At 73.0% G+C, this 13,020-nt stretch carries 10 protein-coding genes; 2 read left to right on the top strand and 8 right to left on the bottom strand.

The window, feature by feature from the left end:
• Together ACIQ7D_RS00005 and ACIQ7D_RS00010 are read right to left on the bottom strand one after the other, a co-directional pair.
• A partial coding sequence (locus ACIQ7D_RS00005; protein ID WP_403931511.1) for an aldo/keto reductase occupies window positions 1-545 on the bottom strand: 545 nt, incomplete at its 3' end.
• Window positions 546-639: 94 nt separating this feature from the next.
• On the bottom strand, window positions 640-4,926 hold the full coding sequence (locus ACIQ7D_RS00010; RefSeq protein WP_403931514.1) for a molybdopterin-dependent oxidoreductase: 4,287 nt from the start codon (window positions 4,924-4,926) through the stop codon (window positions 640-642).
• Window positions 4,927-5,247: 321 nt separating this feature from the next.
• On the opposite strand from ACIQ7D_RS00010, the gene ACIQ7D_RS00015 reads away from it, so the two are divergent.
• Window positions 5,248-5,829 (top strand): hypothetical protein, encoded by a 582-nt coding sequence (locus tag ACIQ7D_RS00015; RefSeq protein ID WP_403931517.1) that lies wholly within the window; start codon window positions 5,248-5,250, stop codon window positions 5,827-5,829.
• Between the two features lie 44 nt (window positions 5,830-5,873).
• Here the strand turns inward: ACIQ7D_RS00015 and ACIQ7D_RS00020 are convergent, their stop codons facing one another.
• Window positions 5,874-6,437, bottom strand: coding sequence for an adenylate kinase (locus ACIQ7D_RS00020; protein ID WP_403931520.1), 564 nt, complete (start codon window positions 6,435-6,437; stop codon window positions 5,874-5,876).
• Window positions 6,438-6,591: 154 nt separating this feature from the next.
• Between ACIQ7D_RS00020 and ACIQ7D_RS00025 the strand changes: the two genes are divergently transcribed.
• Complete coding sequence (locus ACIQ7D_RS00025; RefSeq protein WP_403931523.1) at window positions 6,592-7,590, top strand: ketopantoate reductase family protein; 999 nt, start codon at window positions 6,592-6,594, stop codon at window positions 7,588-7,590.
• 49 nt (window positions 7,591-7,639) lie between these two features.
• Here the strand turns inward: ACIQ7D_RS00025 and ACIQ7D_RS00030 are convergent, their stop codons facing one another.
• The 5 genes from ACIQ7D_RS00030 to ACIQ7D_RS00050 all read right to left on the bottom strand — a co-directional run bounded on the left by ACIQ7D_RS00030 (window position 7,640) and on the right by ACIQ7D_RS00050 (window position 13,018).
• The gene (locus ACIQ7D_RS00030; protein ID WP_403931526.1) at window positions 7,640-8,434 is read right to left on the bottom strand and encodes a sirohydrochlorin chelatase; all 795 of its coding nucleotides are present in this window, start codon (window positions 8,432-8,434) and stop codon (window positions 7,640-7,642) included.
• Window positions 8,435-8,439: 5 nt separating this feature from the next.
• On the bottom strand, window positions 8,440-9,384 hold the full coding sequence (locus ACIQ7D_RS00035) for an ABC transporter permease (RefSeq protein WP_403931529.1): 945 nt from the start codon (window positions 9,382-9,384) through the stop codon (window positions 8,440-8,442).
• A complete protein-coding gene (locus ACIQ7D_RS00040; protein WP_403931532.1) occupies window positions 9,371-10,171 on the bottom strand; it encodes an ABC transporter ATP-binding protein in 801 nt (266 codons plus the stop codon). Before ACIQ7D_RS00040 ends, ACIQ7D_RS00035 begins: the two co-directional genes overlap by 14 nt.
• Before the next feature lie 126 nt (window positions 10,172-10,297).
• Window positions 10,298-11,410 carry an aliphatic sulfonate ABC transporter substrate-binding protein gene (locus ACIQ7D_RS00045; protein ID WP_403931535.1) on the bottom strand — a complete coding sequence of 371 codons (1,113 nt, stop codon included), beginning with the start codon at window positions 11,408-11,410 and terminating at the stop codon, window positions 10,298-10,300.
• Window positions 11,411-11,662: 252 nt separating this feature from the next.
• Complete coding sequence (locus tag ACIQ7D_RS00050; RefSeq protein ID WP_403931538.1) at window positions 11,663-13,018, bottom strand: sulfate adenylyltransferase subunit 1; 1,356 nt, start codon at window positions 13,016-13,018, stop codon at window positions 11,663-11,665.
• Window positions 13,019-13,020: the final 2 nt, after the last annotated feature.

Consider the following 13,020-nt stretch of genomic DNA (forward strand, 5'->3'; position numbering starts at 1 on the left):
GTCGCTTCCCTCCTCCGCCTTGCGGCTGCACGCACCTGACACCTCCCCGCCCGCCCCAAGGGGCGGACGACGCTACTTCGGAATGACTCGTCTAGCTGCTCCTCCATCGGCACCGCCGGGTCCAGCCGGTGGAGCTGGTACAGGCCGATCGTCTCCGTACGCAGCCGGCGCAGACTCGCCTCGCACATCGCCCGCAGCCGCTCCGGGCGGCCGTCGACATGCCAGGCACTGTCGCTCGTCCGCACCACGCCGCCCTTGGTCGCCACGGTCAGCCCTGCCGGATACGGCGCCAGCGCCTCGGCGACCAGCTCCTCCGCGAGCCCCGGCCCGTAGTTGTCCGCCGTGTCGATCAGGGTCACCCCGCGTTCGACGGCGCGCCGCAGAACGGCGACGGCGTCCGCCCGCTCACCGCGCGGGCCCCAGTAGCCGGGCCCGGTGAGCTGCGCCGTACCGAACCCGAGCCGCCGCACCGGGCGCCCGCCGCCCAGCGCGAAGGTGTCCGCGACCGGCCCTGTGTCCCGCTGTCCGTCCGTCCGTTCCGTCATTCCCGGACGGTATCCGAGCGCGGAACCGGCGCCCCGGCCGAGGTGGCTGTCGAGCGCCGCTCCGGGCGTCATGGCGGGGGCGCCGCCCGCGGGCTCAGTAGACGTCGCGTACGTACCGCTTCTCGGCCGCGAGCCGCTTGACGTAGGCGGCGGCCCCGTCCTCGTCCAGACCTCCGTGGGCCATGGCGAGTTCGCGCAGCGCCCGGTCGACGTCCTTGGCCATCCGGGAGGCGTCGCCGCACACATAGAAGTGGGCGCCGTCCTGGAGCCAGGACCAGAGCCGGCCGCCGTGCTCGCGCATCCGGTCCTGGACGTAGACCTTGGCCCGCTGGTCACGGGAGAAGGCGGTGTCCAGCCGGGTCAGAGTGGTGTCGCGGCGCAGCTCGGCCAGTTCCTCCCGGTAGTAGAAGTCGGTGGCGCGCCGCTGCTCGCCGAAGAAGAGCCAGTTCGGGGCCTGGTGGCCGCGGGCGCGCCGCTCCTGGAGGAAGCCGAGGAAGGGGGCGACACCGGTGCCGGGGCCGACCATCACCATGGGGGTCGCGGGGTCGGCCGGCGGCCGGAAGTGCGGGGAGCGCCGTACATGGACCGGTACGGGGCTGCCGGGCGCCGCGTCCGCGAGGAAGGCCGACGCGACGCCCTTGCGCGGGCGGCCGTGGCGGTTGTCGTACCGGACCACGGAGACCGTCAGCCGGACGAGCGCCGGGTCGGTCAGCGGGCTGGACGAGATGGAGTAGAGGCGCGGTCGCAGGCGTTTGAGGGTGTCCGCCCACTCCGCGGCGGTGGCCCGTACCGGGTACTCGGCCATGATGTCGACACACTGGCGGCCCCAGGCCCACTGGGCCAGCTCGCCCTTGTTGTCCGGCCGCAGCAGCTTCTTGAGGGTGCGGTCATGGGTACGGTCCGCGACGAGGCGCAGCAGCGCGGGGGTGATCGCGGCGATGTCGAGATGGCGGTGCAGCGCGTCGCCGAGCGCCACCTCGCCCGGGCCGGACAGGTCGACGGGCGTGGCGGGGTCGAGGCCGGTGACGGCGAGCCATTCGGCGACGAGATCGGGGCAGTTGCGGGGCTGCACGCCGAGCGCGTCGCCCGCCTCGTAGACGAGCGGGACGGGGCTGTCGCCGGTGTCGAAGGTGAACTCGCGCACCTCCTTGGTGGCGCCGGGGAGGCTGAGCAGCCGGTTCCCGGTCAGCCGGGCGGTGACGGGCGCGGCTTTGGACGGGCGGGTCTCCGGCGCGGGCGGTGTCGCCCCGGGCGCCCCGGCCACCGCGTCCGAGCCGGTGGTCGAGCCGGTGTCCGACCCGGTGTCCGGCCCGGCGGCCGGCTCCGTACGAAGCGCCGCGCGTACATGGTCGAGCCACTGCCCGGTGGGCTGTTCGTACTCCGGTTCGCAGTCGGTACGGGGCACCAGGCGGACGGCGCCCAGCTCGTCGAGGCGCGCGTCGAGCCGGCGGCCGTGGCCGCAGAAGTCGTCGTACGAGGAGTCGCCGAGGGCCAGCACCGCGTACCGTACGCCGTCCAGCCGGGGGGCGTCGGGCGCGCTGAGGGCCGACCAGAACCGGGAGCCGTTGTCGGGGGCGTCGCCGTCGCCGAACGTGCTCGTCACGACCAGCAGATCGGCGCCCCGCCCGACGGTCTCCGGCGCCGTGTCGTCGTCCATGTCGAGCAGCCGCGCCGCGTGTCCGTCCTCGGCCAGCCGCCGGGCCACCAGGGTCGCGGCCTCCTCGGCGTTGCCGGTCTGCGAGGCCCACAGGACGACGATCTCGCGTCCGGGCGCGGCGGCAGGGGAAGGGCCGGGCAGCGGCGCGGCCGGGGCGGAGGGGGCTGCCGGGGCAGTCGGGGCCGCGGTACGGGAGTACATCCCGGCGAGGACGCCGTTGACCCACAGGGCGTGCGCCGGGGTGAACGGCGCACGGGCCGGCAGCACCGGCGTGGCGACGGCGGCCCCCGAACCCGCGCCCGAACCCGCCCCCGCTTCCGTGGCGCCCAGTCCGGTGAGGAAACCCGCCAGGTAGCGGCGCTCCTCCTCGGTCAGCACCGGCGGCGCGAGATCCGCCCCGAACACCCCCGCCAGCGCGGCCACCGTCCCATGACCGCGGCCGTCACCGTCACCCGCGGCCGGAGTCTCCGCCACGCCGGAAGACGCGGAAGACGCGGACGGCGCGGCGGGCGTGGCGGGCGCGGCGGCGAGCCGGGTCAGCGACACCGCGCACACCTTGAACTCCGGCTGGAAGGAGATCGGGTCGACCGCGTCGTTGGTGACCGCGTTGACGCAGGTGTACTCCCCGAACAGGTCGTTCCAGTGGAAGGGCGCGAAGCAGCCTCCGGGCCTGACCCGCTCGGTCACCACGGCCGGCAGCACCGCCCGGCCCCGCCGCGAGGCCACCTCCACCGGGTCGCCCTCCGCGACGCCCAGCTCCCGTGCGTCCTCGGGATGGATCTCCACGAAGGGCCCGGGGTTGAGCTTGTTGAGCTTGGCTATCTTGCCGGTCTTGGTGAGCGTGTGCCACTGGTGCGGGAGCCGGCCGGTGTTCAGGACGTACGGGAAGTCGTCGTCCGGCAGTTCGGCGGCGGGCAGGTGCGGGCGCGGGTGGAACACCGCCCGGCCCGAAGCGGTGGGGAAGACGAGCCGTGGCCTGCCACCGTCAGGACGCTCGGCCAGGGTCTGGCTGACACCGTCGTTGAGGTAGCGGACCGGGTTGCGGTCGGGGCCCTCGGCGGACGCGCTGGGCCACTGCACGGGGGTGCTGCGCAGCCGCTCGTAGCTCACCCCGCGCAGGTCGTAGCCGGTCCTCGGGTTCCAGGCGCGCTTGATCTCCTCGAAGATCTCCTCGGCGCTGCCGTAGCCGAAGGCGTCCTCGTACCCCATCTCGCAGGCGATCCGCGCGATGATCCGCCAGTCCGGCCACGCCTCGCCCGGCGGCTCCACGGCCTGCCGGCTCAGGGTCAGCGTGCGCTCCGAGTTGACCTGGACGCCCTCGGACTCGGCCCACAGGGCGGCGGGCAGGGCGATATCCGCGTAGGCGTTGGTCTCGGTCTCGGCGAAGACGTCCTGGGTGACGACGAACTCGGCGCGCTCCAGCCCTTCGATGACCGTCCTGCGGTTGGACACCGACGCGACGGGGTTGGTGCAGATGATCCAGCACGCCTTGACCTCCCCGTCTGCCATCCGCCGGAACAGGTCCACCGTGCCCTCGCCGAAGCCGTCCGCCCGTACCGTCCCGGGCTCGACCTCCCACAGCTCCTCGACGAACGCCCGTTCCTCCGCCACCAGCACCGACCGCTGGCCCGGAAGCCCGGGGCCCATGTAGCCCATCTCGCGCCCGCCCATCGCGTTGGGCTGGCCCGTGAGCGAGAACGGGCCGCTGCCCGGGCGGCAGATCGCCCCTGTCGCGAGATGCAGATTGACCAGCGCGTTGGTGTTCCAGGTGCCGTGCGTGGACTGGTTGAGCCCCATCGTCCAGCAGCTCATCCACTCACCCGCGTCACCGATCCACTCGGCGGCGCGCCGGATGTCCGCCTCCGGGATGCCGGTGATCTCCGCGACCTTCGCGGGCGGGTACTCCGCGAGGAACGCGGGCATCTCCTCCCATCCCTCGGTGTGCTCGGCGATGAACCCCGGGTCGGTGCGGCCGTTCTCGACGAGGAGGTGCAGGAGCCCGTTGAGCAGGGCGAGATCCGTGCCCGGCCGGATCTGGAGGAAGAGATCGGCCTTGGCGGCGGTGGCCCCGCGCCGCGGGTCGACCACGATCAGTTTCGCGCCCGCCCTGACCCGCTCCATGAGCCGCAGGAAGAGAATCGGGTGGCAGTCGGCCATGTTGGAGCCGGTGACGAGGAAGACGTCCGCGTGCTCGAAGTCCTCGTACGAACCGGGCGGGCCGTCAGCGCCCAGCGACAGCTTGTAGCCGCTGCCCGCGCTCGCCATGCACAGCCGCGAGTTGGACTCGATCCGGTTGGTGCGCAGGAAGCCCTTCGCGAGCTTGTTGGCGAGGTACTGCGCCTCCAGGGTCATCTGCCCCGACACGTAGAAGGCGATCGCGTCCGGGCCGTGCTCGTCGAGGATGGCGCGCAGTCGTCGCGCCGTCTCCTTGACCGCCGCGTCCGTCGGGGACGGTACGGGCTCATCCCCGCGCTCCGCCCGTACCAGCGCAGTCGTCAGCCGCCCCGGGGCGGTGAGCAGGGCGGCGGAGGTGGCGCCCTTCGTGCACAGCCGGCCGCGGTTGGCCGGGTGGGCCGGGTCCCCGGACGCCTTGAGGACGGTCCTGCGGCCGTCGGGCCCCGCGCCGACGTCGAGGAGGATTCCGCAGCCGACACCGCAGTACGAGCAGACGGTCCGCACCTGGGTGGTGGCGGTGGCGCCGTCCTGGGGATGCGCTGCGGTCACGGGCGGCCTCTTTCGTGGACACGGGGCCCGGGGCTCCGGGGCGTACGGCCTGGCCTCCGACCGTACGAAGGGCCCGTTACCCGCAGGTCACGCCGGACGCGCGCGACGAGTTACGCCTGCCACACAGCCGCCCGCACCGCCCGGTGAGGACCGTGCGCGCGCAGGCTCCTGGTGAGGGCCCGGGGAGCGGGCCCGGGGAGCGCAGGCCTCTCACCCGATCAGGTGGAGCGGTCCCGCTTCCGCCCCGCCCGCTCCCCGGTGTCCGTCACGCTGGCCCCATGTCCGTCCGCCGCCCCCACACCACCCGCTGAGGAGCCACCCATGCCCGATCTCTGGATGCCCGGTGCGGAAAGACTCGACATCAGGGACCACGCCCCCACCGACGGCGGCCCGGCCAAGGCCGTCGCCCACATCACCTGGGACCGGAACGCGACCGAGGCCGAGCCCCGGGACCTCGTGCCGTTCGCGAACCTCCGGACGTACTTCTCCGGGGACGGCAAGGGCGTCGCCCCGCACATCCTCTGGTCCCCCTTCACCGGCACCCTCTGCCAGTTCGTCCCGGCCGACTCCCGGTCGAAGTCCCTCGCCGACCTGCCGGGCGGTACCCGGACCAACCGGGCCGGGGCGGTGGTCCTCCAGATCGAGGCGCTCTTCTTCCCCTGGTGCGTGGTGAAGGGGAAGGCGTACGAATCGCTCAAGGACACCCCGTGCGAGGGGTGGCCCGCGCTGCACGCCTGGATCAAGGCGTGGGGCGTCCCGGACACCTGGCCGATGGGCAGGCCCGACGGGTTCGTGAGCCGGCGCGACGAGGGCGTCTGGGCGCGGAAGGCCGGCTGGTACGGCCACGCGCAGGTCCCGGAGAACGACCACACGGACCCCGGGACCTGGCCGGACTTCCCGTAGCCCGTACCCCGCGCGGCCCGAAGCCGGCGGACCGGTCGGGAGCGCTACCGGCCGAGCCGGTCGAGGCCGTCGAGACGGTCGCGCACGCGCCGGGTGACCTCGTCGACCTCGCCCAGCGCGTCCACGACGGCCGTGCGTCCCGCGTAGTAGGCGAGCAGGGATTCGGTCTGCTCGTGGTGGATCCGCAGCCGGTGCCGGATCACGCCCTCGGTGTCGTCGGCACGGCCGCGCGCGAGCAGCCGGCGCACGACGATCTCGTCGTCGATCCGGAACTCCAGGACCCGGTCCAGCCTTTTCCCGAGACCGGCGAGGATCGTGGTCAGCGCGTCCGCCTGGACCACGCTGCGGGGGAAGCCGTCGAGCAGGAACCCCTGGGCCGCGTCCGTCGCGCCCAGCCGCTCCGTCACCAGGGCGGCGGTGAGTTCGGTGGGCACAAGCTCGCCGGCGCGCAGATACTCGCCCGCCTCCAGACCCAGCGGTGTGCCCTCGGCGATATGCGTACGGAACAGGTCACCGGTCGAGACATGGGGCACGCCGAACTCCGCCGCGAGAAGGGTGGCCTGGGTCCCCTTGCCTGCGCCGGGCGGGCCGAGAAGCACAAGTCGCACGCTGGGATCCTTCGCGGTCGCCCTCCGTCCTCGCCTTCCGCGAGGACCGTCCCGTCGTTATACCCGCGCCCGCCGGGCCCAGACGTGACGCCGCTCACGGTGGTCCCACCGGGCTCGCCTATGCTGAAGGCGTCGTACCGGAACGGGGGTCGGGATGCGTTACGTCATCATCGGGGCGGGAGCGGTCGGCGGCAGCGTCGGCGGCCGGCTGGCGGAGGCGGGCCAGGACGTGGTCCTCGTGGCCCGGGGCGCGCATCACGCGGCGCTGCACGAGCACGGGCTGCGGCTCACCACACCGGACGGCACCCGGACGCACCGGCTGCCGGTCGTCGACGGACCCGGCGCCCTCGCCCTGCGCCCGGACGATGTCCTGCTGCTCTCCGTGAAGACCCAGGACAGTACGGCGGCGCTGGACGCCTGGTCGGCCCGGCCCGTCGCGGGCGGCGGTACGGCGGGCGAGCTGCTGCCGCTGGTCTGCGCGCAGAACGGGGTGGAGAGCGAACGGCTCGCCCTGCGCCGTTTCCGGCACGTGTACGCGATGTGCGTCTGGCTGCCCGCGACCTATGTCGAACCGGGCGCGGTGAGCGCCGGAGGCGCCCCGTACACCGGCATGCTGCACCTCGGCCGGTACCCCTCGGGTACGGACGGGACGGTCGCCGCGATCGCCGCCGGGCTCGCGAAGGGCAAGCTCCTCGCGCCGGTCGTGCCGGACGTGATGCGCTGGAAGTACGCCAAGCTGCTCGCCAACCTCGCCAACGCGATCGAGGCCGTCACCGGAGTGATCGGCGAGGAGACCTGGGAGCTGATCCGGCGCGCCACGGCGGAGGGCGCGGCCGTCCTCGACGCGGCGGGCATCGCGTACGTGGGCCCCGAGGAGCAGGCCGAGACGCGCGGCGACCACATCACCTTCGACCCGGACGGCGGCGTCGAGCGCGGCCACGGCTCGTCCTGGCAGAGCCTCAGCCGGGGCACGGGCACGATCGAGGCGGACTATCTGAACGGCGAGATCGCCCTGCTGGGCCGGGTCCACGGGGTCCCCACCCCGGTCAACGACACGCTTCAGCGCACGGCCAACACCTTCGCGCGGGAGCGCCGCGCGGCGGGCTCGATGAGCGTCGCGGAGCTGACGGCCCTCATCGACGCCGACGGCTGACGGCCCTCGTCGGCGGCTGAAAGCTGACGGCTCACGCGGGGCCCACGGCTCACGCGTGGCCGACGAGTTCCCTGGCCGGGGCGGCCGCCGCGCTGTCGTAGCGGCGCAGAAGCAGCGAGGCCACCTCCGGCGCCGCGCCCAGCACCCCGGCGAGCACCTCGGCGCCCGCCTGCCGCGCGCCCGCCGCGATCCGGTCGGGGAGCCGGCCGGGGGCGATGACGTACGGGGCCACCGCCACCCGCCGGACGCCCTCCGCCCGCAGCGCGCGGACCGCGTCCTCGGTGCGGGGCAGGGATGCGGAGGCGAACGCAGGCCGCACGGCGCACCAACCGGTGTGCCGCCACTCCCGCGCGATTTCAGCGATCACTGCGATCGCCTCCGGGTCGGAGGAGCCCGCCGAGGCCAGGACGACCCCGGTCGAGCACTTGTCGGCGGGCGTCAGGCCCGCCTCGTACAGCCGCCGCTCCAGCGCGGCGCCCAGCAGCGGCGACGGGCCGAGCACCCCGGCCTGCCGGATCCGCAGGCGCGGATGGCGGAGCGTCGCCGCGCGCAGCACCGCCGGGATGTCGGACTTGGCGTGGAAGGCGCGCGTCAGCAGCAGGGGCTGCGCGACCACCTCCCGTACGTCCTCCACCGCGAGCCGGTCGAGCACGCTCTCCACGGACGGGGTGTCGAAGTCCAGGAACCCGGTCTCCACCCGCAGCCCCGGCCGCAGCGCGCGCAGCCGCCGGGTCAGGGCGCGTACGGTCGCGGCGTGCCGGGGATCGCGGCTGCCGTGCGCGACGAGCAGCAGCACGGGCCGCGGCGCGCGGTACGTCAGGAGGCGGCGCACAGGTCCTGGCATCGCCATCAGCTCTTCACCAGCAGGCCGCGCCCGCGCAGCACCCGCCGCTCCAGCGGGCTGAAGATCAGCAGGTCGATGGCGATCCCGACGATCAGGATCAGGAAGATGGCGAGGAACACCATCGGCATGCTGCCGACCGTACGGCCGTTCTCCAGCAACTGCCCGAGCCCCACACCGAGATCCGGCGAGGAAGCGATGATCTCCGCAGCCATCAGGGAGCGCCACGAGAACGCCCAGCCCTGCTTGAGCCCCGCCAGATAGCCGGGCAGCGCGGCCGGCATGACGATGTGCCAGGTGCCCCGCAGCCCCGTCGCGCCGAGCGTGCGCCCGGCGCGCAGGAAGAGCGGCGGCACCTGGTCGACACCGGAGACCAGCCCGTTGGCGATCGAGGGGACCGCGCCGAGCAGGATCACCGCGTACATCATCGAGTCGTTCAGACCGAGCCAGATCACGGCCGGCGGTACCCAGGCCACCGACGGCAGCGACTGGAGCCCGGAGAGGATCGGGCCGATGGCCGCGCGGACGAACTTCACCCGGGCCACCAGCAGCCCCAGCGGGGTGCCGATCAGCAGCGCCAGCAGGAAGCCCAGCAGGCCGCGCGAGACACTGGTCCAGATATAGCCGAGCAGGGTGCCCTGCGTCCACGCGTCGGAGACCTCGCCCCACACGGCGCCCGGCGACGGCAGCTTGTAGCTGTCGGTCACCTTCGCCCACACCAGCACCTGCCACACCACCAGCACCACCGCGACGGCGATCGCCGGCGGCAGCGCCTTCGAGACAAGCGTCTGGCGCAGCGGTGTACGCCCGGTCTGTACGGTGTCCAGCGCGTCGAGCCCGGCCCCCAGACCGGCCAGGTCGACGCCGGGCGCGGCGCCCCGCCCGGCGTCGCCCCGTGCCGCCGCGTCCTCGTGCGGCGTCCCCTGCTCGGACGTCGTCTCAGTGCTGGCCATGACGGCGGATCTCCCCACGCAGTTCTTCGGTGATCTCGACGGACAGCTCCGCGACCGCGGCGTCCTCGATACGGCGCGGCTGCGGGATGTCCACCCGCCACTCGCGGGCCACGCGGCCGGGCCGCGACGACAGCAGGACCACGCGCTGGGCGAGCCGTACCGCCTCACGGACGTTGTGCGTGACGAACAGCACCGACAGGTCGGTCTCCCGCCAGATCCGGGTCAGCTCGTCGTGCAGCACATCCCGGGTGATCGCGTCGAGCGCCGCGAACGGCTCGTCCATCAGCAGCAGTTGGCTGTCCTGGGCGAGCGCGCGGGCCAGCGCGACACGCTGGCGCATCCCGCCGGACAGCTCGTGCACCCGCTTGCCGTACGCCCCTTCGAGCCGGACGAGCCCGAGCAGCCGCTCCGCCTCGCCGCGCCGCTCCTGCTTGGCCACACCGCGCAGCCGCAGCGCCAGTTCGATGTTCTTGCCCGCGGTGAGCCACGGGAACAGCGCGTGCTCCTGGAACATCAGCGCGGGCCGGCCGCCGGGCGTCTCGATGGACCCGGCGGACGGCCGGTCGAGCCCGGCGACCAGATTGAGCAGGGTGGACTTACCGCATCCCGAGGCTCCCAGGAGGGTGACGAACTCGCCCGGCGCGACGTCGAGCGTGATGTCGTCCAGGACGAGCTGCCGTCCCGCGGGGGTCGCGAAGGACTTCGAGACGTGCGCGATACGGGCGGCGTGGTCCACCGCCGGGGTGGCCTCGGCGGCCTTGGCAAGGGTCGATGCCACGGTCGTCACCTCCTGGGAACGGTGTGGATTCGGGGTTCGGGGATCTCGGGGGTTTCGGGGGTGCGTACAGGCGAGGCGTGTGCGCGTATCCGTGGGTACGGCACGACGGGTGTCCGCGCGTACGGCACGACGGGGCTACTCGGCACCGAGGCCCGCGTCGGTGACCTCGGTCTTCCCCTCGGCCTTGAGCACCTTGTTGAGCGGCTTCACGTCGTAGATCCCGTTCAGGTCGGGCTTCTTCAGGAGCCCGGCCTTGACCGCGTGGTCCGCCTCCGAGCGGAGCGTCGAGGCCAGCGGGTCATCGGTGATCTTGATGGACTTCCACGCCGGGTCCAGGACATCGGCGGGCAGCGCCTTGCCGGAGAGCTTCTTCAGCGCGTCGTTGGCCGCCGCCTTCGCCTGGGCGTCGTTGGCGTTGATCCACTCGTTCGTCTTCACCGTGCCGCGCAGGAACGCCTCGACGACGTCCGGGTGTTCCTTCAGGAACGTCTGCGACACGATGATGTTGGTGATCACGAACTGCTTGTCCGGCCAGAGCGTCGACTCGTCCAGGATCTCCTTGGCGCCCTCGGCGACCAGCTTGGAGGCGGTCGGCTCCGGCACCCACGCGCCGTCGATGTCCCCGGACCTGTACGCGTCCGGGGTGATCTTGTTGTCCGTACGGACGACGGAGACGTCGCCCTTGCCGGATTGCGCGTCGACCTTCCACCCCTGCTCGGAGATCCAGTTCAGGAACGCGACGTCCTGGGTGTTGCCGAGCTGCGGGGTGGCGATCTTCTTGCCCTTGACGTCGGCCAGGGACTTGATCTTCTGGGGGTTGACGACGAGCTTCACCCCGCCCGAGGCGGAGCCGCCGATGATGCGCAACCCCTTGCCCGCGGTCTGGGTGTAGCCGTTGATGGCGGGGGAGGGGCCGATGAAGCCGATGTCGATGGAGCGCGCGTTGAGCGCCTCGATCTCGGAGGGGCCCGCGTTGAACGTCGTGGCCGACACCTTCGTGCCGCCCAGCTCCTTCTGGAGGATGCCCTTCCCGATACCGACCAGGGCCGTGGCGTGCGTGAGGTTCGGGAAGTAACCGACGCGTACGGTGTCGGCCGACAGCGCCTTGCCGGTGGGCGCGGGTCCCGACTCCTCGGAGGAGGAGTCGGCGGCGGAGCCGTAGCCGCACGCGGAGAGTACGACGGCGAGCAGCGGCAGTGCGGCGACGGCGGCCAGTCGGCGGCGCGTGACGGTGCGGGAGGCAGGCACGGGAGGGGTTCCTCTCGTTGGCCCGGTGCTCACGCCCTGGTCGGATACGGGGGCGCGGCCGGGAGGTCGGCAGATCTTCGGCGATACGAGTGGTACGGGTGGGGCTGGTGGGGCATACGGGCGCGCGAGCGGTGCGCGTACGTCATCACGCACATCGCGCCACCCCGCCCGTCCCCGCGCCGAGGGCACCGCTGCCCACCCGGCCGCCCTCCTTCGCGAACGTCGCGTAGACGTCGTGTGCGACGCCCGCCATCAGAAGTCCCAGCCCTCGTCGTCGGCCGCCGGGGCGGCGGCGGTGCCGTCGGCGAACGCCTCGCCCGCCATACCGGCGCTCAGCGTCGTCCCGTCGGCGGGGTCGATCAGCAGAAACGATCCGGTACGCCGTGAGTCCGCGTACGCGTCCAGCGCCAGCGGCTCGGCCGTGCGGACGACGACCCGGCCGATGTCGTTGGCGACGAGCTGCCCGGGCGCGGGGTGCTGGGAGAGGTCGTCCAGGGTGAGCCGGGACGGGATGTCCTTCACGATCGCCTTGACCGTACGGGTGGTGTGCTTGAGCAGCACCCGTTGTCCCACCGAGAGCGGCTGGTCGGCCACATGACAGACGGTCGCCTCGATGTCCTGCGTGGTGGCGGGCGCGTCGCCGGTCGGCACGATCAGATCGCCGCGCGAGACGTCGATGTCGTCGTCGAGCAGCAGCGTCACGGACTGCGGGGTCCAGGCGATGTCCACCGCCTCGCCCAGCAGGTCGATTCCGGCGATCTTCGACGTACGGCCGGACGGCAGGACGGTCACGTCCTCGCCGACCCGGAAGGTGCCCGCGGCGATCTGGCCCGCGTACCCCCGGTAGTCGGGGTGCTCGGCGCTCTGCGGCCGGATCACGTACTGCACGGGCAGCCGCGCGTGGCAGCTCGTCAGGTCGTGGCTGACCGGGACGGTCTCCAGGTGCTCCAGCACCGTCGGGCCGCCGTACCAGTCCATGTGCGCGGACGGCTCCACGACATTGTCCCCGGCCAGTGCCGAGATCGGGATCGCGGTGATCTCCGGGACGCCCAGGGAGGCCGCGTACGCCGTGAACTCCTTGGCGATCGCGGCGAAGACGGGCTCCGCGTAGTCGACGAGGTCCATCTTGTTGACGGCGAGGACGACGTGGGGGACGCGCAGGAGGGCGGCGACGGCGGCGTGCCGGCGGGTCTGTTCGACGACGCCGTTGCGGGCGTCGACCAGGACCACGGCCAGTTCGGCGGTGGACGCGCCGGTGACCATGTTGCGGGTGTACTGCACATGGCCCGGGGTGTCGGCGAGGATGAACCGCCGCCGGGGCGTGGCGAAGTAGCGGTAGGCGACATCGATGGTGATGCCCTGCTCGCGCTCGGCGCGCAGCCCGTCCGTCAGCAGCGCCAGGTCGGGCGCCTCCTGGCCGCGGCCGAGCGAGACCCGCTCGACGGCCTCCAACTGGTCGGTGAGGACCGACTTGGAGTCGTGGAGCAGCCGGCCCACCAGGGTGGACTTGCCGTCGTCGACGGAGCCCGCGGTGGCGAAGCGCAGCAGCGTGGTCGCCGCGAGCGGCCCGCCGAGCGGATCGGTGGTGTGCGTGTGCGTACTCGGCATGG

The sequence above is a fragment of the Streptomyces sp. NPDC096310 genome (assembly GCF_044763125.1).
In the GTDB taxonomy this organism is placed as follows: Bacteria; Actinomycetota; Actinomycetes; order Streptomycetales; family Streptomycetaceae; genus Streptomyces.